At 66.1% G+C, this 23412-nt stretch carries 19 protein-coding genes and 2 tRNA genes; 6 read left to right on the top strand and 15 right to left on the bottom strand.

Annotated elements, in window-relative coordinates; translation table 11 throughout:
* Positions 1-133 precede the first annotated feature (133 nt).
* The gene (locus GR303_RS02240) at positions 134-1756 is read left to right on the top strand and encodes an SPOR domain-containing protein (protein WP_161721770.1); all 1623 of its coding nucleotides are present in this window, start codon (positions 134-136) and stop codon (positions 1754-1756) included.
* An 82-nt stretch (positions 1757-1838) separates the two neighbouring features.
* On the opposite strand, the gene GR303_RS02235 is transcribed toward GR303_RS02240, so the two are convergent.
* From GR303_RS02235 to GR303_RS02210, 6 genes are all read right to left on the bottom strand, one after another.
* On the bottom strand, positions 1839-2552 hold the full coding sequence (locus GR303_RS02235; RefSeq protein ID WP_161721769.1) for a DnaJ domain-containing protein: 714 nt from the start codon (positions 2550-2552) through the stop codon (positions 1839-1841).
* A 78-nt stretch (positions 2553-2630) separates the two neighbouring features.
* Positions 2631-3338 carry a glutathione S-transferase N-terminal domain-containing protein gene (locus tag GR303_RS02230; protein WP_161721768.1) on the bottom strand — a complete coding sequence of 236 codons (708 nt, stop codon included), beginning with the start codon at positions 3336-3338 and terminating at the stop codon, positions 2631-2633.
* A gap of 86 nt (positions 3339-3424) precedes the next feature.
* Positions 3425-3781, bottom strand: a complete 357-nt coding sequence (locus GR303_RS02225) for a hypothetical protein (RefSeq protein WP_161721767.1) — start codon at positions 3779-3781, stop codon at positions 3425-3427.
* Between the two features lie 80 nt (positions 3782-3861).
* Positions 3862-4107 carry a hypothetical protein gene (locus tag GR303_RS02220; protein ID WP_343038391.1) on the bottom strand — a complete coding sequence of 82 codons (246 nt, stop codon included), beginning with the start codon at positions 4105-4107 and terminating at the stop codon, positions 3862-3864.
* Positions 4108-4149: 42 nt separating this feature from the next.
* Positions 4150-4587 (bottom strand): DUF1489 family protein, encoded by a 438-nt coding sequence (locus GR303_RS02215; RefSeq protein WP_161721765.1) that lies wholly within the window; start codon positions 4585-4587, stop codon positions 4150-4152.
* 54 nt (positions 4588-4641) lie between these two features.
* A complete protein-coding gene (locus GR303_RS02210) occupies positions 4642-6618 on the bottom strand; it encodes an acetyl-CoA carboxylase biotin carboxylase subunit (RefSeq protein WP_161721764.1) in 1977 nt (658 codons plus the stop codon).
* Positions 6619-6842: 224 nt separating this feature from the next.
* Between GR303_RS02210 and GR303_RS02205 the strand changes: the two genes are divergently transcribed.
* Positions 6843-8189, top strand: coding sequence for an Nramp family divalent metal transporter (locus GR303_RS02205; protein ID WP_161721763.1), 1347 nt, complete (start codon positions 6843-6845; stop codon positions 8187-8189).
* Between the two features lie 130 nt (positions 8190-8319).
* Here GR303_RS02205 and GR303_RS02200 read toward each other — a convergent pair whose 3' ends face one another.
* The 5 genes from GR303_RS02200 to GR303_RS02180 form a co-directional block, all read right to left on the bottom strand.
* Complete coding sequence (locus GR303_RS02200; protein WP_161721762.1) at positions 8320-11028, bottom strand: valine--tRNA ligase; 2709 nt, start codon at positions 11026-11028, stop codon at positions 8320-8322.
* A 91-nt stretch (positions 11029-11119) separates the two neighbouring features.
* A complete protein-coding gene (locus GR303_RS02195; RefSeq protein ID WP_246205314.1) occupies positions 11120-11659 on the bottom strand; it encodes a PopZ family protein in 540 nt (179 codons plus the stop codon).
* Between the two features lie 155 nt (positions 11660-11814).
* Positions 11815-13224: a TolC family outer membrane protein gene (locus tag GR303_RS02190; RefSeq protein WP_425515139.1), complete on the bottom strand. Its 1410-nt coding sequence runs from the start codon at positions 13222-13224 to the stop codon at positions 11815-11817.
* A gap of 191 nt (positions 13225-13415) precedes the next feature.
* Positions 13416-14078 (bottom strand): protein-L-isoaspartate O-methyltransferase family protein, encoded by a 663-nt coding sequence (locus GR303_RS02185; RefSeq protein ID WP_161721760.1) that lies wholly within the window; start codon positions 14076-14078, stop codon positions 13416-13418.
* Between the two features lie 22 nt (positions 14079-14100).
* A tRNA-Cys gene (locus GR303_RS02180) sits at positions 14101-14174 on the bottom strand.
* 211 nt (positions 14175-14385) lie between these two features.
* On the opposite strand from GR303_RS02180, the gene GR303_RS02175 reads away from it, so the two are divergent.
* The 4 genes from GR303_RS02175 (at position 14386) to sseA (ending at position 17670) form a co-directional block, all read left to right on the top strand.
* Positions 14386-14460, top strand: a tRNA-Asn gene (locus GR303_RS02175).
* Between the two features lie 81 nt (positions 14461-14541).
* Positions 14542-16035 carry a cryptochrome/photolyase family protein gene (locus GR303_RS02170; RefSeq protein WP_161721759.1) on the top strand — a complete coding sequence of 498 codons (1494 nt, stop codon included), beginning with the start codon at positions 14542-14544 and terminating at the stop codon, positions 16033-16035.
* A gap of 40 nt (positions 16036-16075) precedes the next feature.
* Entirely contained in the window at positions 16076-16798 is a 723-nt protein-coding gene (locus GR303_RS02165) for an alanyl-tRNA editing protein (RefSeq protein ID WP_161721758.1), read from the top strand.
* A gap of 17 nt (positions 16799-16815) precedes the next feature.
* Positions 16816-17670, top strand: a complete 855-nt coding sequence (gene sseA / locus GR303_RS02160; protein ID WP_161721757.1) for a 3-mercaptopyruvate sulfurtransferase — start codon at positions 16816-16818, stop codon at positions 17668-17670.
* Between the two features lie 1207 nt (positions 17671-18877).
* On the opposite strand, the gene GR303_RS02155 is transcribed toward sseA, so the two are convergent.
* The 4 genes from GR303_RS02155 to GR303_RS02140 form a co-directional block, all read right to left on the bottom strand.
* Positions 18878-19654 carry an amino acid ABC transporter ATP-binding protein gene (locus GR303_RS02155; protein WP_161721756.1) on the bottom strand — a complete coding sequence of 259 codons (777 nt, stop codon included), beginning with the start codon at positions 19652-19654 and terminating at the stop codon, positions 18878-18880.
* Between the two features lie 14 nt (positions 19655-19668).
* Positions 19669-20988 carry an amino acid ABC transporter permease gene (locus tag GR303_RS02150; protein ID WP_161721755.1) on the bottom strand — a complete coding sequence of 440 codons (1320 nt, stop codon included), beginning with the start codon at positions 20986-20988 and terminating at the stop codon, positions 19669-19671.
* A gap of 8 nt (positions 20989-20996) precedes the next feature.
* A complete protein-coding gene (locus GR303_RS02145) occupies positions 20997-22199 on the bottom strand; it encodes an ABC transporter permease subunit (RefSeq protein ID WP_161721754.1) in 1203 nt (400 codons plus the stop codon).
* Between the two features lie 135 nt (positions 22200-22334).
* A complete protein-coding gene (locus GR303_RS02140) occupies positions 22335-23354 on the bottom strand; it encodes an amino acid ABC transporter substrate-binding protein (RefSeq protein ID WP_161721753.1) in 1020 nt (339 codons plus the stop codon).
* Positions 23355-23412: the final 58 nt, after the last annotated feature.

Genomic DNA, 23412 nt, shown 5'->3' with positions numbered 1-23412 from the left:
TCCCGAAGCTCCCTGTTAACCCCTGCGTAACCGCAACCTCTTACCGTCGAAGCATGTGTTGCGCCGGCAACGCCCTCCCTCCAGAGAGCCGGACGCAAGGGCCTAAAAACCTAGTAAAACAGGGATTTTCAGCATGAATTCGGTTTGGACGGGACACCGAAAGACATGGGCTCTTCTTGGTATCGTCGCCTCTTTCGCCGTTGCAGTCGTCACTCCTGCTGAAGCAGCGCGCCGCAAGGCTCCCGCCCGTGGCGGCTACAGCCCTCCCACCGCCTCCATCGTGGTGGATGCCAAGACGGGCAAGATCCTGCAGGGCGAGAACATCGACGAGCCGCGCATTCCCGCCTCCATCACCAAGGTGATGAGCCTCTACCTGCTGTTCGAGCAGCTGGAGCGCGGGCGGATGAGCCTCAGCACGCCGCTGACTGTCTCGGCCTATGCGGCGAGCCAGCCCCCGACCAAGCTCGGCCTTCGCCCCGGCTCCACCATCGAGGTGGACGATGCCATCAAGGCCATGGTGACCCTCTCCGCCAACGACGTCTCCGTAGTGGTGGCCGAGAACATCGCCGGCTCGGAGGAGGCCTTCGCCCAGATGATGACCCGCAAGGCGCGGGAACTCGGCATGAGCTCCACCGCCTTCTACAACCCGCACGGCCTGCCGCACGATCCGCCGAACATCACGACGGCCCGCGACCTCTCCATCCTCGGCCGGGCGATCCAGGACCGTTTCCCGAAGTACTTTGCCTATTTCCAGACCCGGTCATTCCAGTACGGCAGCCGCACCATCCGCGGCCACAACCGGCTTCTCGGCAAGGTCGAGGGCGTGGACGGCATCAAGACGGGCTATACCCGCCTGTCCGGCTTCAACCTGCTCACCTCGGTGAACACCGACACCCGCAGCATCGTCGCCGTGGTGCTCGGCGGCCGGTCCGGCGCATCCCGCGACCAGAAGATGGCCTCGCTCATCGACAACCATCTGCCGCGCGCCTATGCCGGCGCCCGCATCGCGCCGCCGGTGGTCGAGAACTCGGCGCAGCCGGCCATGGTGGCCGAGGCCCCTGCCCCGCGTCCGGTCCAGCCGGCTCCTGCTCCCGCGCCCGTGAGAGTCGCCTCCGCGACGCCCGAGGCCCCCGTCGCGCCGGCCGCCGTCGCTCAGACGGCCACGCCGCAGGCGGCACCCGAGCGCAAGCCCCTCGACCTGAACTCGCTGCGCCCTGTCGTCGCCTCGGCGGCCGGCGCCAGCTCGACCACGACGCCCTCCTCCACCTCCTCGGTGCGGTGGCAGAAGGGTCCAGAGGCGCTGCCGACGAGCGCGCAGGCCTATGCCGCCCTGCCGCCCCAGGCCGCGCCCGCACAGATTCCCGCATCGCAGAAAGCCGCTCTCCAGGCCAAGATCGAGGCCAAGGCCGTCGAGCCGGCGCCTGCGGCAACCACCTCTGCCGTGACCAAGACGGCCTCGCTCAAGGTCGAAGCGCCGAAGGCGGAGCCCGTCGAGACGAAGAAGACCGTTTCCGGCTGGGTGATTCAGCTGGGCGCCACGGACGACGAGTCGAAGGCCAAGGCCATGCTCGACTCCGCCCGCAGCCGCTTCGGCAAGGTTCTCGGCAAGGCCTCCCCCTTCACGGAGAAGGTGACGGTGGACGGGAGCACGCTCTACCGCGCCCGCTTCTCCGGCTTCTCCGAGTCGGACGATGCCGCCAAGGTGTGCAAGCAGCTCAAGAAGAGCGGCGTAAGCTGCTTCGCCTCCCGCGGCTGATACCGCGTATAATGAAGATCGCGACGGTGCCTGTGTTCGGCACCGTCGCGCCTCCAGAACAAACCGGATCGCGCGTGGAGTATCAGCGATGTCGGCCCAGCAGGACTTCTCTCGCCTCGTTCACGCGAGCCGCGAGATACGCCGTCCCTCCCTGGTCGGGATGGAGCTTCTTCATCAAGGTGCGATGCGCCTTACGGATCTCCTCGAGGCCCGCACCCGGCTGAAGCCCCAGGATCTGATAGGCTTCCTCTTTCGTCATTACGCCCGATTGCGCATGAGTGCGCGTCCGCGTGTCACGATCTCCGTGAGCGTTTTCACGCCAGCCGGAAAACCGGCGGTCAAGATAAGCCTCTAGAAGGGGAACGCCCTGGGGGTCATGGGCGGAGCACTCGTCATAGACACGGCGGAGGCTCTGGGGATCGAGGCTCGAGAGGCGCCGCCCGGCGAAGGGCCCTACGAGGATGCTGCCCTCGATCGCGCCGGTGGCATGGTCGATCTCCATCTCGATCATCGCCGAGCGGATGCGGGAGAAGCGACCCTGGGCCTGTTGGAAGCGGCGCCAGGGTCCGGGAAGGTTGAGCGCCGCACCCCATCCCAGCGCCCAGGCGCCGAAGCCGCCCAGCAGGAGGGCCATGTCGATCCGGCCCTTCAGACCCAGGAGCAAGGCGCCGCCGAGCGCGGCGACACCCCCCAGGATCTTGAGGCTGCGCGCCAACACTTTGGTGTCGGTGCGCGTATAGGTCTTGGCCAGCCACCACAGAAGGGCGACCGCCGCGATTCCAAGAAGCAGCATCATCGTTCTTCATCCCTGTCCCAACATGTGGGCCGGGACGGGCAGGATGTAAATCGCGCTTCGACGAATGGCGGGGGCTGCTCAGGCAGGGCGGGCTGGAATGGTAAGGCCCCGCTGCACCGCCGGGCGGGCGAGACCGCGCTCCAGCCAGGCCGGGACGTTTTTCAGGCTGTCGAACTCCACGAGTTCGCCGGCACCGTAGAAGCCGACGAGGTTGCGCACCCAGCCCAGCAGGGAGATGTCGGCGATGGTGTACTCACCGCCCATGATCCACTCCCGGCCGGCAAGCCTGGTTTCGAGCACGCCGAGCAGGCGCTTCGATTCGTTGCGGTAGCGCTCCAGAGGCCGCTTGTCCTCGATCTCGCGCCCCGCGAACTTGTGGAAGAAGCCGAGCTGACCGAACATCGGCCCGACCGCCGCCATCTGGAAGAACACCCACTGGATGGTCTCGTAGCGCTGTGCCGGATCGGATGGCAGGAACCGGCCGGTCTTCTCGGCGAGGTACAGGAGAATGGCCCCGGACTCGAACAGCCCGAACGGCTTTCCGCCCGGCCCGTCGGGATCGACGATGGCCGGGATCTTGCCGTTCGGATTGAGCGACAGGAATTCCGGCCCCCAGGTCTCGTTCTGGCCGATGTCGATGAAGTGCGGCTCGTAGGCCAGCCCGGTCTCCTCCAGCATGATGGAGACCTTCACCCCGTTCGGGGTCGGCGTGGAATAGAGCTGGATCCGGTCGGGCTGGCGGGCGGGCCAGCGGGTCGTGATCGGGAAGGCGGAAAGATCGGCCATAGGCACTCCATCGGCGTTGAGTCGCGGATGGCCGATGCTAGAGCGATATGCCGCAGGCGCAACCGCACCTGTGGCATGCAGGCGCCTCAGTGCAGGAGACGGACCTGTCCGCGCTGGCTTTCGCGCTCCCAGGCCTGGGCCACGACGCCGTTGATGCCCGAATCGTGGAGCCTGTCGCTCAGATCGATGAAGTGGCGTTCCGTCGCCTCCACGTCGATCTCGATCTGGTCGTCCTCGGACTGCTCCAGCTCGCGCGCGGCGTAGCGCTCGTAGGCCGCCGACATCTCGGCATAGGCAAAGGCGACTGGCAGGGTCCGGAAGATCGTGGAGAATTCCTCGTCGAGCTCCCCGGTGGCGAGATCGCGCATTTGGACGAGATAGCCGTCGTCGTGCTCGCAGACCTCGTAGCGCCAGTGCCGGCCTTCGGATGCACAGAGAAGCATCGGAACCTCCACTCAACTGAACTGCTGAGCCAATGCGAATCGAGCCAGCGAGGTTCCAGGAAGATCCCCAGCAAAAAAGTCTAGCGGATCCAGACCATTTCCGACCGCACCCGGCCGCCGATACGCAGCTGGGTTCCGTTCCCGAGATCGATGAAGCCCTGGTCTTCCTTGAGGGCCTCCCGCTTGTCCGCCTGGGCGCGCTTCGTCGGAAGAGGCTCCTCGCAGCCGGGGGGAACGCGAACCTCCATGCCGGGCGGGAGATGCGGAATGCGGCATTCCTTCGCAAGAGCGGGAGCGGCAGTTCCGACCAGCATTAAGGCAGACACGGCGGCCAATCTCATCGCAACCCCTCCATTGATTCACATAGGTTAGAGAAGTCCCAGTTCGGCCAGCTCACGCCGCATGTCTTCGGGCATGCTGGCCAGATCTCCCGAGTTCCCATCGATGTCGCGCGGCGCGTCCTTCGGGTCAAGATAGCGCCACCCCTGGAAGGGCCTGAACGGCCGGGGCTGCACCGGGATGACCTTCGGCTCCAGCAGCAGGCGGCAGCGCCCGATGCCGTCCCCATCGGTGAAAGGCCGGACGTCGAGGAGCCGCTGGCGGGCAGCGACCTGCCCCTTGATGACCCAGAAGAGCGATCCGCCGTCGAGAAGCTCGTCGACCCGCTTGGGCACCATGCGGGTCGTGTGCGTCTGCTCGTACTCCCGGCCCAGGCGCCGATGGAGCGCCCGGTTCTCCTCGATCCATTCCTCGAGATCCGTGATCGAGTCGCAGCCGACGCAGAGTTTGATCAGGTGAAGGGCCATGTTCGCTTTCAACCACGCGCCTGCGGGATCGGAAATCCGGCGATGCGCCGCAGCCTATTCCTCCGTCTTCAGCACGATCAGGCGAGCTCCTTCCGCCACCTGCGCACCCGGCTCGGCGGCGATCTCCGCCACTTCCGCATCGGAAGGCGCGACGAGCACGTGCTCCATCTTCATCGCTTCGACGATGGCAAGTCGCTGCCCCTTCTCGACCCGGTCGCCCGGCTGCACGAACACGGCCACGAGCTTGCCGTGCATCGGCGCCTTCACCGAGCCGCCCTCGTCCATGTGTTCGAGATCCACGTCGAACGGGTCGTAGGGCTGCACGAGCGTCTGGCGGCCGTTTCGCAGCACGTAGAAACCGTGCGGCGCTTCCACCTCGCGATCGATCTCCTCGTCGACCCAAGGATCGCTCGCGCCGACGGCGACCGTGCTCGCTCCGGGATGCTCGCGGCTGAAGACCTCGCGCGCCTCGACGCGCTCGCCATCGACGAGGAGGGGCATCCCGACGCTGCGCGTTCCGAGGAGTTGGAACCCGTCCGGTATGGACCAGGGCGACGACGGCTCGTCGCTCTTCTGCAGTTCGGCCATCCGCAGCCGCTCGATCTCCCGCGAGACGAGCGCCGCCGCGCCGAACGACACGGCGACATCGTCGCGCGGCTGCGGACCGACGCCGAGCATATCGAGGTTGCGGTCGATGAAGCCCGTGTCGAACTGCCCTGCCCTGAAGCCTTCCGCCTCGCAGAGCTTCTTCAGGAAGGCCGCATTGGTCTTCGGGCCGGCGACGATGGTTTCGCCGAGCGCCTCCGCCAGCCTGTCGAGGGCCTCCTCGCGGGTCTCGCCATGGGCAATGACCTTCGCGATCATGGGATCGTAGTAGGGCGTCACCTCGGCTCCGGCTTCCACGCCGGTGTCGATGCGGATGCCCTCGCCTTCGGGAAATTCCAGGGCCCAGAGCTTGCCCGTCGACGGCAGGAACTCCTTTTCCGGATCCTCCGCATAGAGCCGCGCCTCGACCGCGTGACCGCGGATGGGGAGATCCTCTTGTGCAAAGGGCAGCCTTTCGCCAGAGGCGACGCGGAACTGCAGTTCCACGAGATCGAGCCCCGTGATCGCCTCCGTCACCGGGTGCTCCACCTGCAGGCGGGTGTTCATCTCCATGAAGTAGAAGCGGTCGGGGCGCAGGCCCTCGCGTCCGTCGGCGATGAACTCGACCGTGCCGGCGCCCACATAGCCGACCGCGCGGGCGGCCTCGACGGCGGCGCGGCCCATGACCTCGCGCATCTCCGGAGTCATGCCGGGCGCGGGCGCCTCCTCGATCACCTTCTGGTGGCGGCGCTGCAGGGAGCAGTCGCGCTCGAAGAGATGCACCACGTTGCCGTGGCCATCGGCGAAAACCTGAATCTCGATATGGCGCGGGGAGAGAATGTATTTCTCCACCAGCACCCGCGGATCGCCGAAAGCGTTTTGCGCCTCGCGCTGGGCGCCCTCGAGAGCCGCATCGAAATCGGCCGCCTTCTCGACCCGCCGCATGCCCTTGCCGCCGCCGCCGGCCACGGCCTTGATGAGAACCGGATAGCCGATTTCATAAGCCTTCTGGCGCAGGAAATCCGGATCCTGCTTCGCACCATGATAGCCGGGAACCACCGGCACGCCGGCCTGCTGCACGAGGGCTTTCGCGGCATCCTTGAGGCCCATGGCCTTGATGGCGGAGGCGGGCGGCCCGACGAAGACGATCCCGTTCGCGGCACAGGCCTCGGCGAATTCGGCCCGCTCGGAGAGGAAGCCGTAGCCCGGATGGATGGAGGCTGCTCCGGTGCGCTTGGCGACCTCGATGATCTTCTCGATCTGCAGATAGCTCTCGCGGGCGGGCGGCGGGCCGATGAGGTGGGCCTCGTCCGCCATCTGCACGAAGAGCGCGTCCGCATCGGCTTCCGAGTAGACCGCGACGGTGCGCATGCCGAGCCGCCGGGCGGTGCGGATGATGCGGCACGCGATCTCGCCGCGGTTGGCAATCAGGACGCTTTCGAGCATGTCGATCCCTATCCGATGGTTTTTCCGGGTTTTGGGAAACCTAGAGCAAACCTCAAGCCTCTTGTCACGCGCGAACCGCTGCAACCTGCCCCGCTCCAACAGCCTGTTCCGCCCCAACCCGGCGGGCTCCGCCCCATGCAACTTTGTGCAACTCTCCTCTTGCTGAAGCGCCTGTTCCGCGCTAGCTTCTTATTGCAAATAATTTGCAACTGCAGAAAGTGCCCATGGATCAGTCGGCTCCCGTCTCGCTCGTGCAGAAGGCCGCATGGCGGCGCTCCTCGGACCTGCCCTCCCTGCCGGAGGTCAACCGCACCATCGCCGTCAGGCCGGGTTCGGTCTGGCGCCGGGCGGCGGCCTTCCTCGGCCCCGGCTACCTTGTGGCGGTCGGCTACATGGACCCCGGCAACTGGGCGACCTCCCTCGCGGGAGGGTCGAAATACGGCTATGCGCTCCTGTCGGTCGCCCTGATCTCCAACATCATGGCGATCATCCTGCAGTCGCTCTGCGCCCGCCTTGCCGTCGCCACAGGCCGCGACCTCGCCCAGGCCTGCCGTGACGCATACCCGAGGCCGGTCGCCTGGGTGCTCTGGGTGCTGGCGGAACTCGCCATCTGTGCCACGGACCTCGCCGAGGTCATCGGCACGGCCATCGGCCTCAACCTGCTCTTCGGCGTCCCGCTCGAGATCGGCGTCATCATCACGGCCCTCGATGTCTTCCTGATCCTGTACCTGCAGAATCTCGGCTTCCGCTGGGTGGAGGCCTTCATCATCGCCCTCCTCGGCGTGATCGCCGTGTGCTTCGGCATCCAGATCGCCATGGCCGATCCGGATTGGGCGGGCGTGATCACCGGATTCGCGCCGACGACCGAGATCGTCACCAACCCGGACATGCTCTACCTTGCGCTCGGCATCCTCGGCGCGACGGTGATGCCGCACAATCTCTACCTGCACTCGGGCATCGTCCAGACCCGCGCCTATGGCGACACCCTCAGCGAGCGGCGCGAGGCGCTGCGCTTTGCAACGCTCGACTCCACCATCGCGCTGATGTTCGCGCTCACCATCAACGCCTCGCTGCTCATCCTCGCGGCAGCCGCGTTCCATCATACGGGGCGAACGGAGATCGCCGAGCTCGGCGAGGCGCACACGCTCCTCCAGCCGATCCTCGGGAGCGCCATCGCGCCGATGCTCTTCGGCCTCTCGCTCCTGTGCTGCGGCCTGAACTCCACCGTGACGGCGACCATGGCGGGCCAGATCGTCATGGAGGGCTTCATCAACTTCAAGATGGCGCCCTGGATGCGCCGCCTCGTCACCCGCGGCCTCGCGATCATCCCGGCGGCCGGCGTCACCATCGCCTACGGCGAGAGCGGCACGGCGAAACTGCTGATCCTGAGCCAGGTGATCCTGAGCCTCCAGCTCCCCTTCGCGGTCATCCCCCTCGTCACCATGACCGCCTCGAAGGCCAAGATGGGCGAACTCGTCACGCCGCGCTGGCTCACCGCCATCGCGGGCGTGATCGCGGCGGTGATCGTGGTGCTGAACGTGAAGCTCCTGGTGGATTTCGTGCTGGGGTGAGAGGGCCCAAACCTTTTCCCCGCGTCATGGCCGGGCCTGTCCCGGCCATCCTGATCAGAAGAGCGCTGCGACTCAATAAATCGAGATCACCGGCACAGGGCCGGTGATGACGTGGAAATCAAAGGTTGGCTCAAGCGTCCCTCAAACGCGCGAGCGCCTCTTCCATCTTCGCCTTGCGGGTCAGCGCCTCCTCGCGGCGCTCGCGCTGCTCCTCGACAACCTCTTCCGGCGCGCGCTTGATGAAGTCCGCATTCCCGAGCTTCGCGTCGATCTTAGCCACATCCACGTCGAGCTTCTGGATTTCCTTGGCGAGACGGGCGCGTTCCGCATCGAGGTCGATCACGCCCTTGAGCGGCAGGGCCGCCACCTCGCCGCGGATGAGGAGCTGAATCGAGCTCTTCGGCGCGGCATCGGCGAAGGAGATGTCGGAGATGCGCGCGAGACGCTTCACGATCTCGCCCCAGCGGCCGGCGCGGGCCTGGACGTCGGCAGAGGGCGAGACCAGGGCGAGCGGGATCTGGGCGCCTGCGGGCACGTTCGTCTCGGAGCGGGCGGAGCGGATCTCGTTGACGAGGTCCACCACCCAGCCGATCTCCGCCTCCGCCTGCTCGTCGATGAGGTGATCGAGGCTCGACCAGGGTGCCAGAGCCAGGATCGTCTCGCGCTTGGGCCCATCCTCACCCTTGATCGCCCACAGCTCTTCCGTGAGGAACGGCATGAACGGGTGGAGCAGCTTGCAGATCTCGTCGAAGATGAAGGCGATCGTCGCGCGGGTCTCGGACTTCGCGGGAGAATCGGCGCCCTGCAGCACGGGCTTGGCGAGTTCGAGGGTCCAGTCGCAGAACACGTTCCAGACGAAGCGATAGGCTGCAAGCGCCGCCTCGTTGAACTTGTAGGCCTGGATGCCTGCGGAGACCTCGTTGATGGCCTTCGCGCATTCGCTGAGCGCCCATTTGTTGAGCGTCTCCTTGACGGCCTTCGGATCGAAGCCTTCGACGCGCCGGCACTCGTTCATTTCGGCGAAACGCGCCGCGTTCCAGATCTTGGTGGCGAAGTTGCGATAAGCCTCCACGCGCTGAACCGAGAGCTTGATGTCGCGCCCCTGCGCGGCCATCGAGGCAAGGGTCATGCGCAGCGCATCGGCGCCGTACTGGTCCACGACGTCGAGCGGATCGATGACGTTGCCCTTCGACTTCGACATCTTCGCGCCCTTCTCGTCGCGGACGAGGGCGTGGATGTAGATCGTGTCGAAAGGCACCTCGTCCATGAAGTGCAGGCCCATCATCATCATGCGGGCAACCCAGAAGAAGATGATGTCGAAGCCCGTGACGAGGGTGTTGGTCGGGTAGTAGCGCTTCAGCTCCGGGGTCCCGTCCGGCCAGCCCAGGGTCGAGAACGGCCACAGGGCGGAGGAGAACCAGGTGTCGAGCACGTCCTCGTCGCGCTTGAGCGCAACGTCCTTGCCGTGCTTGGCGCGGGCCTCGGCCTTGGCCTCCTCCTCGCTCATGGCAACGTAGACATTGCCCTGATCGTCATACCAGGCCGGGATCTGGTGCCCCCACCAGAGCTGGCGCGAGACGCACCAGGGCTCGATGTTCTCGAGCCACTGGAAATAGGTCTTCTCCCAGTTCTCAGGCACGAACCGGGTCTTGCCCTTGCGAACCACCTCCAGCGCGCGCTCGGCGAGCGGCTTCACGTTCACGTACCATTGATCCGTGAGGTAGGGCTCGATCACCACGTTCGAGCGGTCGCCGTGGGGCACCATGTGAGTGTGCGGCTCGACCTGGACGAGGATCTCGCGCTCCTCGAGCATGGCGACGACCCGCTTGCGCGCGTCGAAGCGGTCGAAGCCATCAAGGGCGAGAACCGCCTTCAGATCGTCCGTCTGCGGAAGCCCCTCGAGGAAGCCCTCGTTGCCGGCAAGCTTCAGCTCGCCCTCGGGGCCGAAGATGTTGATGAGCGGCAGCCTGTGGCGGCGGCCCACCTCGAAATCGTTGAAGTCGTGCGCCGGAGTGATCTTCACCGCGCCGGTGCCCTTCTCCGGATCGGAATACTCGTCGGCGACGATGGGGATGCGCCGGCCCACCAGCGGCAGGATCGCGTGCTTGCCGATCAGGTCCTTGTAGCGCTCGTCCTCCGGATGCACGGCGACCGCCACGTCGCCCAGCATGGTCTCAGGCCGTGTCGTCGCCACGGTGATGGAGCGGTCGGGGCTCCCCTCGATGGCGTAGCGGATGTGCCAGAGGCTGCCCTTCACCTCGACCTGCTGCACCTCGAGGTCGGAGATCGCGGTCTGGAACTTGGGATCCCAGTTCACGAGGCGCTTGTCCTTGTAGATCAGGCCCTGCCGATACAGATCCACGAAGACCTTGAGCACGGCGCGCGACAGGCCCTCGTCCATGGTGAAGCGCTCGCGCGACCAGTCGCAGGAGGCGCCCAGCCGCCTGAGCTGGCGCACGATGGTGCCGCCGGATTCCTCCTTCCACTCCCAGACACGCTTCACGAACTCCTCGCGGCCGAGATCGCGGCGCTGGATCTGGCGCTCGGCGAGCCGGCGCTCCACCACCATCTGGGTGGCGATTCCGGCATGGTCGGTGCCCGGCTGCCAAAGCACGTCGCGACCGCGCATGCGCTCGAAACGGCAGAGGATGTCCTGGATCGTGTTGTTGAGGGCATGCCCCATGTGGAGCGAGCCGGTGACGTTCGGCGGCGGGATGACGATGGTGTAGGGTACGGCGTCCTTGCGATCCTCGCGGCCGGCCTTGAAGGCCTGAGCCTCCTCCCAGCGGGAGGAGATGCGTGCTTCGACTGCGGAGGGATCGAACGTCTTGTCCATCATGGTAGCTACCGGCCCGTTGGCGCGAGGAACGCGCAAGCAAGACGGCTACAAACCGGACGGACCGGCCGAAGTCAACAGAGGCGCGGCAATCTTAAGCCCGGCGCCGGGCCACGCGCTCGATTTCATCCTTGACCAGGCGCTCCACCAAGGAAGGCAGATTGTCGTCGAGCCACGCCTTGAGCATCGGCCGCAGCATCTCCTTCATCAGGTCCTCGACGGTGAGCGGCTGGCTGGAGCGCATCGAGGCACCCAAACGCCCAAAGGCATCGGCCACGGAGGCACCGGCCTCCCGCGACAGAAGCGCCTCGGCCGGGGCAGGCTCGGTCACGGGCTGCGGTGTTTGGGACTTGGACGCGGGATCGAGGACCGCCACGGCAGGCTCTGGCGAGGCAGGCTGGCTTTCGACCGGTTCATCCTCCGGCAGCCCTTCGCGGAAGCCCATCTCCCCGCGGTTCCAGGGACCGAGCACAGGCTCGTTGGGCCCGGCGCCGAGAAGCGGAGAGACATGACGCTCGGCGATGTCGAGCACGTTCTTCAGGGGAGAGGAAGCGGATGCCTCCGGCTCGGAAACCTTGGGCTCCTCCTGGTCGTCGGCGATGATGCGCCGGATGGAAGCCAAAATATCTTCCATGGATGGTTCATTAACTTTCAGGCCCGCAGAACCCATAGCCGCACCAATGAAAACTACGCAAGAATCACATTCTCATGAATGTTCGTTAAGTATTTGACTCAAGACCCAAGAAAACAAGCAGGGCCGGAACTAAAAAGCTCCGGCCCGGAAACTTATCAACGACCGTCAGGCGTCGATGTCCCGATCCAAAGATCCTTAACCTGATCGTAATGGATCTTCGGGCTGTAGTGATTGACCTTCAGCCCCAGAGCGCGGGAGTTCAAACGTCCCATGGCGCTGACGAGGTTATAGGACGCCACTACCCGTGCCCGCTGTGCCCGGATCAGATTGACGCGCGCGTCGAGGAGCTCCTGCTGCGCGTTGAGCACATCGAGCGTGGTGCGCTGGCCGACCCGGGCCTCCTCGCGCACGCCGCTGAGCGCCGTTTCCGCCGCATCGATCTGGGCCTGAGCCGCCTGGATCTGAGCGCGAGCCGCCTCGAGGCTGCCCCAGGACGACATGACGGCAGCGCGAACCTGATCGCGGGTGGCGTCGGCCTCGAGCCGGCGCTGGGCGACGGTTTCCTTCGCCTGTCGGGTGGCCGCATAGGCCTGCCCGCCCTCGTAGATCGGCACGGTCAGGCGTGCGACAACGGAGGCCGAGAGGGAAGCATCGCCCTCAGTCTGCCGGTCGTAGCGCTGATCGACGGAGCCGGCGACGCCGAGCTGGGGCGCCAGCGCGCCCTGCTGGATCTTGACCTGAAGCTCGGCCACGTCGACCGCGTGCTGACGCGCCTTGATGGCCGGGTGCTCGCTGAGGGCGATCTTCACCGCCGCATCGAGGCTGCGGGGGGTCAGCCGGTCCAGCGGACGGCCCGGAGCGAGCTGGGACGGCTCCACCCCGACGATCTGGCGGTACTGGGCGATGCTGGCCCGCAGGGTCGCCTCGGCCTGGCTCGCATCGGACTGGGCCGCTGCGAGGCGGGCCTCCGCCTGGGCGACGTCGGTCCGGGTGACCTCGCCGACATTGAAGCGGTCGCGGGTCTGGCGCAGCTGCTCGTCGATGACCTCGACGTTGTTGCGCTGCAGATCGAGAACGGCCGTATCCTGCAGCACGTCCATATAGGCCGTCGCCGCATCGAGCAGCACCGTCTGTTCGGTGTTGTTCAAGGTTTCGCGGGAGCCGAGGACATTGGACTCGGCGGCGCGAACGCGGTTGCTGGTCTGAAATCCGTCGAAGATGGGCTGGTTGATCTCCACGCCGAAGCCGCGCGGGGTCAGAGCGCTCCTGCTTGTCGTATTCCGAGAGAAACGGGATGCGGGGCTCTCGGCCTCCGTCCAGTTCCGCCCGACATCGGCCGTTGCATTGATCCGCGGCCGGTAACCGGACTTTGCCTGAGCCACGTCCTCGTCCGCCACGCGGACGCCTGCCCGCTGGGCGTTGAGCTGGGGATTGTTGCCGTAAGCCCGCGCCAGGGCGCTTTCGAGCGTCTCGGCAGACACCGCACCGGCAGCCGTCAGCACGACCAGGGAGGTCATGGCCCCGAAAAGCAAGCGATATGTCTTCTTGGGAGACTTCTGGTTCACGCGCACCTGCCTAGCGTCCAAGAGCGAGTTCCCGCAATCGACGCCGTTTTCGAAATCCTAGCGACTCAAAGCGCAACAATACCCATGGAAGCCGAGTCGGCAACAACGGGCTGCCGGCAATCGAATTTTAGGTCGGGGGTGGCGCAAAAAAGCGACACCGCGAGTTCAGGAAGCCAAAGAATCAGAACGGATTAGAAAGTGAAGCCCGGCGGCTGCACGAAGGGGGCCAGCAGCGGAGCGGCCGCTTCGAACAGGCTGCGTTCGCCGAAAGCATCGCCCGAACGGACATAGAGCGTCGCACGGGCAGCCCGGCCGCGACCCTTCACGCAGACCAGACGCCCGCCCTCGGCGAGCTGCTGGAGAAGCGCATCCGGGCGAACCTCGACGGATCCGTTGACGAGAATGGCATCATAGGGAGCGTTGGCGGCGTAGCCCTGATCGAGCGAACCGGCAACAACCGTGACGCTGCCCGCACCGGCCGCCTTCAGGCTCTGCACGGCGGCGGAAGCCAGCGCCTCGTCGGCTTCCAGTGCCGTGACCTGAGCGCCAAGCTTGTGGAACACCGCCGCAGCATATCCGCGACCGCAGGCGACATCGAGAACCCGCTCGCCCGGCTCGATCGCGAGTGCCTGGATCAGGCGACCCAGGATCATCGGCGAGAGCATGTAGCGGCGCTCGGCACCGTTGCTGACGAGAATGTCCTGATCGATATAGGCCAGCTCCTCACGGCCCGGGAGCGCGAAAAGCTCGCGGGGCACGCTGTCCATCGCATCCAGGAGAGGAATGTCGTTCACATCGAAAGTGCGCAGCTGGCCATCGACCATGATACGGCGCGCTTGAGCGAAATCGACCATCGACAGTGCCTTCAGAAATTGTTGGAGGCCTCGCCCGGAATCGAACCGGGGTGCAAGGATTTGCAGTCCTCTGCGTAACCACTCCGCCACGAGGCCATCCGGGGCGTGCCGCGAACGCGACGGCTGCTCCATAGCAACCATCCCCTCAAAGAGCAACATCCCCTTTTCAGGCCCCTGCGCCAAGAAGGGGGTTGCAACGCCCGAAACGCATGCTATATGCCTCCCACCTCGCCGGGGCACGGTCTTCGAAGACGTCTCGGCGTTCGAGAAGCTTGAAAATTCGGCTTCTTCGACAGGTTGGGCTTATTCCGGCGTGGCGCAGCGGTAGCGCAGCGGACTGTTAATCCGTTGGTCGTAGGTTCGAATCCTACCGCCGGAGCCAACCTCCCCTCTTCCAGCGAAAGTGATCGGTGCGAACGAGGAAGCGTGTCGCTTCCATCGAGCGCGGCTGTATGGTGCCTCCATGAGCACCGATTCCCCCGTTCTGGTCTGGTTCCGCGACGATCACCGCGTCGGCGACAATCCCGCCCTTTCGGCTGCTGCGGCGAGCGGGTCGCGGGTTCTATGCTTCTACGTGTTCGATGAAGCTTCCGAAGGGGTCCGCCCGCTCGGCGGAGCGGCGCGCTGGTGGCTTCACGGATCGCTGGAAGCCCTCAACGAGGCTTTGCAGCGCCTGGGCTCGAGCCTCGTCCTGTTCCGGGGCCCTGCAACCTCCGTGGTGGAGAGGATCGTCGCCGGCACCGGCGCCTCGGCCATCTACTGGAACCGCCGCTACGGCGCCGCCGAGATTGCGATCGACCGTACTCTCAAGCAGCGCTTGGCAGCACGCGGGATCAAGGCGCAAAGCTTCAACGGCCGGCTCGTGCACGAGCCCTGGGAGATCGTGAATCGGGCCGGCAAGCCTTTCCAGGTCTTCACGCCCTACCTGCGCGCAGCATTCGCCCGTCCGGCCGCGCCGCCGCTCCCCTCGCCCGAGCGGCTTGCGGGCGGGGCCTGGCCCGCCTCACTTCTGGCCGAGGCGGTCGCCCTCCCGGACCTGAGCCTTGAACCCGCGTTTCCCGATTGGGCCGTCGGTCTCCGGAAGGCATGGCGGCGGGGAGAGCCCGCCGCCCGGGAGCGGCTCGCCCGTTTTCTCGACGAGGGGCTGAAGGGTTATGCGGAGCGGCGCGACCGGCCGCATCTGGAGGGGACTTCGCGCCTGTCGCCCCATCTCCGGTTCGGCGAGGTCAGCCCCCGTCAGGTCTGGCACGCTGTCCTGGGCGCAGCGGCCCGCGATCCGAGCCTGGAGCAGGATGCGAAGAAGTATCTCAGCGAGATCGCCTGGCGGGACTTCACCCACCAGCTGCTGCACGACCATCCTCACCTGCCCGAGCGCCCGCACAGCAGCCGGTTCGAGGCCTTCCCCTGGATCGAGGACCGCCAGGCCCTTCGAGCCTGGCAGAAGGGCCTCACCGGCTATCCCATCGTCGATGCCGGCATGCGCCAGCTCTGGCAGACCGGCTGGATGCACAACCGCGTGCGCATGATCGCCGGTTCCTTCCTGGTCAAACACCTGCTCGCCGACTGGCGGCGGGGCGAGGCCTGGTTCTGGGACACGCTCGTCGATGCGGATGCCGCCAACAACGCCTTCAGCTGGCAATGGATCGCGGGCTCGGGGCCCGACTCGGCACCGTTCCACCGCATCTTCAACCCGGTCGTGCAGGGCGAGAAGTTCGACCCCGGCGGCGACTACATCCGGGCTTACGTGCCCGAACTGGCAGGACTGCCGCCCGCCTTCATCCATAAGCCCTGGGAGGCGCCGCCCGCCATGCTCCGGCAGGCGGGGATCAGGCTCGGCGAGACCTATCCCGAGCCCCTGGTTCCGCACGGCCCGGCGCGGGAGCGCGCTCTCGACGCGTTCCGCAGCCTGCGCAGGCTTGACCCGGAAAGCCGCATGCCGTCAGCATCGCTTTCGTGACCTCGAGGGCGCCCTGCCCCGCAAGACGTTGGAACTCTGAATGACCGCCACGACGCTTCTCTTCCGCGACGATGCCTATGCCACCTCCTGCCGTGCGACGATCACAGGGATCGTGCCGGAGGGCGGCATCGTCCTCGACCGAACGGTGTTCTACGCCCAGGGCGGCGGACAGCCGGGCGATGTCGGCGAGATCGTTCGGGCCGATGGGGAGCGCATCGCGGTCGCGAACACTGTCTACGGGCCGGACCGGAGCCAGGTGCAGCATCTTGTCGGGCCCGAAGCGGCATCGCGCCTCTCCGAAGGCGAGAGCGTCGAGCTGCAGCTCGACTGGGGGAGGCGTTTCAAACGCATGCGGGTTCACACCGCGCTTCACCTGCTGAGCGTCGTGCTGCCCTATCCCGTCACCGGCGGCTCCATCGGCGATGGCGACGGGCGGCTCGACTTCGACATCCCCGATGCCGGCCTCGACAAGGCGGAGATCACGGAAAGGCTGAATGCGCTGATTGCTCGCGATGCGCCGGTGACCGAGCGCTGGATCACCGATGAGGAACTCGATGCCAATCCGGGGCTGGTGAAGACCATGTCGGTCAAACCTCCGCGCGGTTCGGGGCGCGTGCGCCTCGTCGAGATCGACGGGATCGACCTCCAGCCTTGCGGCGGCACCCATGTGCGGCGCACGACGGAGATCGGCGCGGTCGTGGTCACCGACATCGAGAAGAAGGGCAAGCAGAACCGCCGCGTTCGCCTGTCCCTCGCCGACTGAGTTCCGAGGAGCGATCCATGACCCAGCCCTTCGTCACCACCGCCTGGCTGCAGGAGCACCTGAACGATCCCGATCTCGCGGTCGTCGACGGCTCCTGGTACCTGCCCACGCTCAATCGCGACCCGCAGGCGGAGTATCTCGCAGGACATATCCCGGGCGCCGTGCGCTTCGACATCGACGCGGTGAAGGACACATCCTCGCCCCTCCCCCACATGCTGCCCTCGCCGGAGGAATTCGCGAGGGTGGCCGGAGCCATGGGGATCAGCGAGACCATGACCATCGTGGTCTATGACGGCGCCGGCCTCTTTGCGGCGCCGCGGGTGCGCTGGACCTTCCAGGTCTTCGGCGCAAGCCGGGTCTTTCTCCTCGACGGCGGCTTTCCGGCCTGGAAGGCGGAGGGCCGCCCCATCGAGACCGGCCCGGAGAAGCCGCGCACGCCCCGCACCTTCACGCCCGCCTTCAACCCCGCCCTGGTTGCGGATGCCTCCGCCGTGCAGGAGGCGCTGCAATCGAAGGCGGCTCAGGTGGTCGATGCCCGGCCGGCCGACCGCTTCAGGGGCGACGCGCCCGAGCCGCGCCCCGGCCTTCGCATGGGGCACATCCCCGGAAGCCTCAACCTCCCCTTCGACAGGATCGTCGAGAACGGCCGCCTGAAGGACAGGCAGGAACTCGGGAAGGCCATTGCCGAGGCCGGGATCGATCCCGATCAGCCGGTGATCACGAGCTGCGGTTCCGGCGTCTCCGCCGCCATCCTCGGCGTCGCCTTCGAGGTCGCCGGACGCCCGATCAAGGCGATCTACGATGGTGCCTGGGCCGAATGGGGGGCAAGGGAAGACCTGCCGGTCGCGACGGGACCGGCGAAGAAGAGTTAACCGACCCGGCCGTTCCTGCACTTGCCTGACGATGCAGGCGCCCGTCCGGACCCGGATCGGCCCAGGCCTGTAGCCGGCGCGGCAGGAGATGCGAAGGCATCCCGCCCGCTCGCCGCGGAGCCTGGGCTTTTTCATGCGCGGATGGCAGCCCTCCCGCGCCGGCCCGGGAGTTGTCCGACGATGCGCCAAAAGCCCTCCTCCCCCACAAACCTCGGGCTTGCCCGAGACTTGTCGTTGGTCTGCCGCAAGTCGGGAACACCCGCCTTGCGCTGGGGAGGAGGTGAAGGCGGGGGTGTGAGCGATCACCTCAGAAGCTCTGGCGCCCCTTCACTTCTCCCTGAGGGAGAGGTCGGACCGTCAGGTCCGGGTGAGGGGTGACAGCCCTCTCCGGCACCCGCTCACCCCCTCACCCCCGCTTTCGCTCGACCTCTCCCCGCCGCAGGTCGGGTGTTCCCGACCTGCGCCCCAGAAACGGATCTCGGGAACACCCGAGATCCGGGGAGAGGTATGGCTGCGCCATGCTGGTCCGGTTCAGCGCCGGCACCCCACCCTGGCCCTCCCCACAAGGGGGAGGGAAACACGCGTTCTATCCTGCACCCGATCCCGGATCGGCTCACGCCGTCCGGGATGACGCTGATGAATGTCGAAGATCCAGCGCCTTCGGGCCCGCAGCGGGTGCTGCGAGCCGTCAGGGTTGCTCGAGGGTGGCGCTTGGGGCAGCCCGGCTCGATGGGGGATGGTGGTGAGTGTGAGAGCCGGACTGCCCGTCACGCGCGGTTCTTTTCAGGCGGACCTGGAACAGGCCAGGATCGGCCTCCCGCGACCACAGGCGTGCGAGGCCTGCGGCGGGACCGCGCCCCGTCCCGCATCTGCGACGCCTCGCGAGCGCGCCCCTCACCGGACGAGGATGAGCCATGATATAGCCGAGCTTAGGCGAACTGTCAAGAACAAAGTAAGAACATTGCACAGGCCCTCACCTGCCCGCACCCTCTCCCTCTCCCCGCACTCGCGTCGGATGTTTCCGACGTGAGCACGAGGAATGTCCGGATCGGGAACGCCCGATCCGGATGGGGGAGGGACAGGGGCCTCGCTCATCCGGGCGAACCACCCCCGTCCCCACCCCTTCCTGCAGGGAGGAGAGAGCGTGCTTCCCCAAAGCAAAAGGCCCCGAGACTTCCCGGGGCCTTTTGCTTTCCTCCGTGCCTGCTCAGTGCAGGATCTGGGACAGGAAGAGCCTGGTGCGCTCGTGCTGCGGGTTCCTGAAGAACTCGTCGGGCGTGTTCATCTCCACGATCTGCCCGTAATCCATGAAGATCACCCGGTCTGCGACCTGCCGGGCGAAGCCCATCTCGTGGGTCACGCACAGCATGGTCATGCCCTCTTCCGCGAGGCCTACCATGGTGTCGAGCACCTCCTTGACCATCTCCGGGTCGAGGGCCGAGGTCGGCTCGTCGAACAGCATGATCTTGGGGCTCATGCACAGGGAGCGGGCGATCGCCACGCGCTGCTGCTGGCCGCCCGAGAGCTGGCCCGGGTACTTGTTCGCCTGCTCCGGGATCTTGACCCGGGTGAGGTAGTGCATGGCGACCTCTTCCGCCTCCTTGCGCGGCATCTTCTTCACCCAGATCGGCGCGAGCGTGCAGTTCTCGAGGATCGTCAGGTGCGGGAAGAGGTTGAAGTGCTGGAACACCATGCCCACGTCGCGGCGCACCTCGTCGATGCGCTTGAGATCGTCGGTGAGCTCGATGCCGTCGACGATGATGCGGCCCTTCTGGTGCTCCTCGAGGCGGTTGATGCAGCGGATCATCGTGGACTTGCCGGAGCCCGAGGGTCCGCAGATCACGATGCGCTCGCCGCGGCGCACGTTGAGGTTGATGTCCCGCAGCACATGGAACTCGCCGTACCATTTATGCACGTCGATCATCTCGATGGCCGGCTGCGCCTTGGGATCGACCGTCGCGGTGGGAATATGCTGAGCTGACATGGTCCTCGCCTAAGTTACCGTTTCTGACCCGCCGCAAGACGCCGCTCGACCCCGAGCGAATACCGCGACATGCCAAAGCAGAAGATGAAGTAGAACAGGGCCGCGAACACGTAGCCCGTCATGCCGATGGTCGGCGCCGCCCAGTTCGGATCGATGCGCGAGGCCTCGATGGTCTTCACGAGATCGAAGATGCCCACGATGGCCACCAGCGACGTGTCCTTGAACAGGCCGATGAAGGTGTTGACGATGCCGGGGATCACGATCCGCAGCGCCTGCGGCAGGATGATGAGGGACATCATCTGAGGATAGTTCAGGCCGAGCGACATCGCGCCTTCGTACTGACCCTTCGGCATGGCCTGAAGCCCGCCGCGCACCACCTCGGCCATGTAGGCGGAGGCGAAGAGCGCCGTGCCGATGAGCGGCCGCAGCAGACGGTCGACGGTCATGTCGCCGGGCAGGAAGAGCGGCAGCATGGTGTTGGCCATGATCAGCACCGTGATCAGCGGCACGCCGCGCACGAACTCGATGAAGATCACGGAGGCCAGCCGCACGATGGGAAGCTTCGAGCGCCGTCCGAGGGCGAGCACGATGCCGAAGGGCAGCGAGACCACGATGCCGACCGTCGCGACCAGCAGGGTGACGAGAATGCCGCCCCACAGGGAGGTCGGCACATGCGCGAGGCCGAAATCCATGTCGACCAGGGCGAGCGTGACGCCGACCACCGCAACGATTCCGCCGCCGATGACGAGCGCCGGACGCATGGAGGCCTTCAGCACCGCCGCGACGAAGGCGAAGAGGGAGATCACCAGCGCGCCCAAGATGGCAAAGCCGATCCAGAAGCGGCCGCTGAAGCTCTCGTTCCCGCCCGTCAGCAGGATGTAGGAGGCCGTCGGGAAGATCCAGAAGAAGTAGACCGCGCCGAGATCGCGCCGCGGCGCTCTCAGCCACAGCAGCCAGACGACCCCGATGGCGAGGAGCGCGAAGAAGATGTTGACCCGCCAGCGCTCCGACACGGTGTAGGAGCCGTAGATGAAATAGTTGATCTTGTCCCAGATGAAGGCCCAGCAGGCGCCGCTCTCGCTGCCGCCCGTGTCGGCGCGGCAGGCGGCCCGGTCGGTGCCGGTCCAGACGGCGTCGATGAACAGGAACTTCACCATCGGGGGCACGCTGACATAGAGCAGGTACAGGACGACCAGCGTCAGCAGGGTGTTGAACGGCCCGGAAAACAGGTTCTCCCGAATCCAGGCGATGGGACCGCGCGCCAGGTTCGGCGGAGGCAGGGCCTCCACCTGCTTGGCGCGGACGAAACGGGGCATGTCGACGGCGGTGCTCATCGGATCTCCTACCGTTCGACGATCGCCATGCGGCGGTTGTAGATGTTCATGAAGAAGGAGGTCACGAGACTGATCGTGAGGTACACGCCCATGGTGATGACGACGACCTCGATGGCCTGGCCGGTCTGGTTCAGCACGGTTCCCATGAAGACCTGGACGAGGTCGGGATAGCCGATGGCCACGGCAAGGGACGAGTTCTTCGTCAGGTTGAGATACTGGCTCGTCAGCGGCGGGATGATGACGCGCATGGCCTGGGGGACCACCACGAGACGCAGGGTCTGACCCGGCTTGAGGCCGAGGGAGCCGGCGGCCTCCGTCTGCCCTTTGGAGACGGCGAGGATGCCGGCGCGCACGATTTCGGCGATGAAGGCCGCCGTGTAGGTGACGAGACCGAGCAGCAGCGCCACGAATTCCGGCAGGACCTGCATGCCGCCCGTCAGGTTGAAGGTTCCCTTGCGGGGCAGCTCGAAGGTGATCGGATTGGTGCCGAGCAGGGCCAGCAGGATCCAGGTGAGGATCGGCAGGCCGAGGAGAAGGGCGAGCGCCACCTTGCCGACGGGAGATTGCCGGCCGGTCCGCTCCTGCTGCTGCTTCGCCCAGCGCCGGTACAGGAGCGTGCCGACGATGCCGATCGCAAGGACCGCCACGAGCACCCAGATGGTGTCGCCCCAAAGGGGCCTGGCCATGAAAAGACCGCGGGAGTTCAGGTAGAAGCCGGCACCCATTTCGAGGGAGTTGCGCGGCTGCGGCAGGGCTCCGAGGACTGCGATGTACCAGAAGAGCAGCTGGACCAGCAGCGGGACGTTGCGCAGGACTTCCACATAGACCATGGCGACATTCGCCACCACCCAGTTCTTGGACAGGCGGGCGATGCCGATCAGGAAGCCGAGAAAGGTCGTGAAGAAGATGCCGATGGCGGACACGACGAGCGTGTTCAGCAGGCCGACGATGAAGGCGTCGCCATAGGTGCCGCCGGCAGCGCTGAACTGGATCAGCGTCTGGCTGATGTCGAAGCCGGCCGTGTTGTTGAGGAAGCCGAAGCCGGAGGCGATCTTGGCGCGCTGCAGGTTCTCGATGGCGTTGGTGGCCGCCATGTAGAAAAGGAAGATGATCGCGGCGACGAGAACGACCTGATAGAAAATTCCACGAACCTTTGGATCGTACAGAAACGATTTCTTGGGGGGCGATGTCTGACTGACGGCGGTCTGCACTGAGTTTTTCCTCTGAGGACCCTTGATACCCGGCCGTCCTCCCCTGTTCGTGGCCCGGGTCAAGCGGCTATTCTTATTGTTGAGCAGTTCCTGGAGGGCGCCCGGATGGCCCGGGCGCCCTGGTGTTCGGTCGGCTTAGCGGACCGGGATGCCGTATTGCAGGCCGCCCTTGGTCCAGAGCGCGTTCTGGCCGCGCTTGATCTTCAGGCGCGAGCCCTCGCCGACGTTCTTCTCGAACGACTCGCCGTAGTTGCCCACGTGCTTGATCACGCGCACGGCCCAGTCGTTGGTGAGGCCGATGGCCTCGCCGAACTTGCCCTCGGTGCCGAGCAGGCGCTTGATCTCCGGGTTGGTGGAGGTCTTCATCTGCTCGACATTGGCCTTGGTCACGCCGAGTTCTTCCGCGTTGAGCATGGCGTTGTGGACCCAGCGGACGATGTCGCCCCAGTTGTTGTCGCCGTGGCGGACGGCCGGGCCGAGCGGCTCCTTGGAGATGATCTCGGGCAGGACGATGTGATCGTCCGGAGCCGAGGCGCGCAGGCGCTCGGCATAGAGGCCCGAGGCGTCCGTGGTGAACGCGTCGCAGCGGCCGGCGTCATAGGCCTTGAACGTCTCGTCCGAGGTCGCGAAGGCCACGACTTCGTACTTCATGTTGTTGGCACGGAAGTAGTCGGCGAGGTTCAGCTCGGTGGTGGTGCCCTGCTGGGTGCAGATGGAGGCGCCGTTCAGCTCCTTGGCCGAGGAGACGCCGAGCTTCTTGCGGACCATGAAGCCCTGGCCATCGAAATAGTTGATGACCGGGAAGTCGAGGCCGAGCTGGGTGTCGCGCGACATGGTCGCGGTCGAGTTGCGGGACAGCACGTCCACCTCGCCCGACTGGAGCGCCGTGAAGCGGTCCTTGGCGGCGAGCGGGATGAAGCGGACCTTGGTCGGATCGTCGAAGATCGCGGCCGCGATGGCGCGGCACAGGTCCACGTCGAGGCCGGTCCAGTTGCCCTGGGCGTCCGGCTGGCCGAAGCCGGCGAGGCCGGTGTTGGAGCCGCAGGTCAGAAAGCCCTTCTGCTTCACGCTGTTGAGCGTCGCCTGGGCCGAGGCGCCCGTCGCGAACAGGCTGGCCGTCAGGCCGAAGGCAATCGATACGAGAGCCTTTTTCATGTTGATATGTTCTCCCACAAGTACGACACGACCCGACGGATCCTGGTTCTACCCCCCA

Origin of the sequence: Microvirga arsenatis (assembly GCF_009910705.1) — a bacterium.
In the GTDB taxonomy this organism is placed as follows: Bacteria; Pseudomonadota; Alphaproteobacteria; order Rhizobiales; family Beijerinckiaceae; genus Microvirga; species Microvirga arsenatis.
The sequence above is the reverse complement of the archived record's forward strand: the minus strand, read 5'-3'. Positions and strand labels throughout refer to the sequence as shown.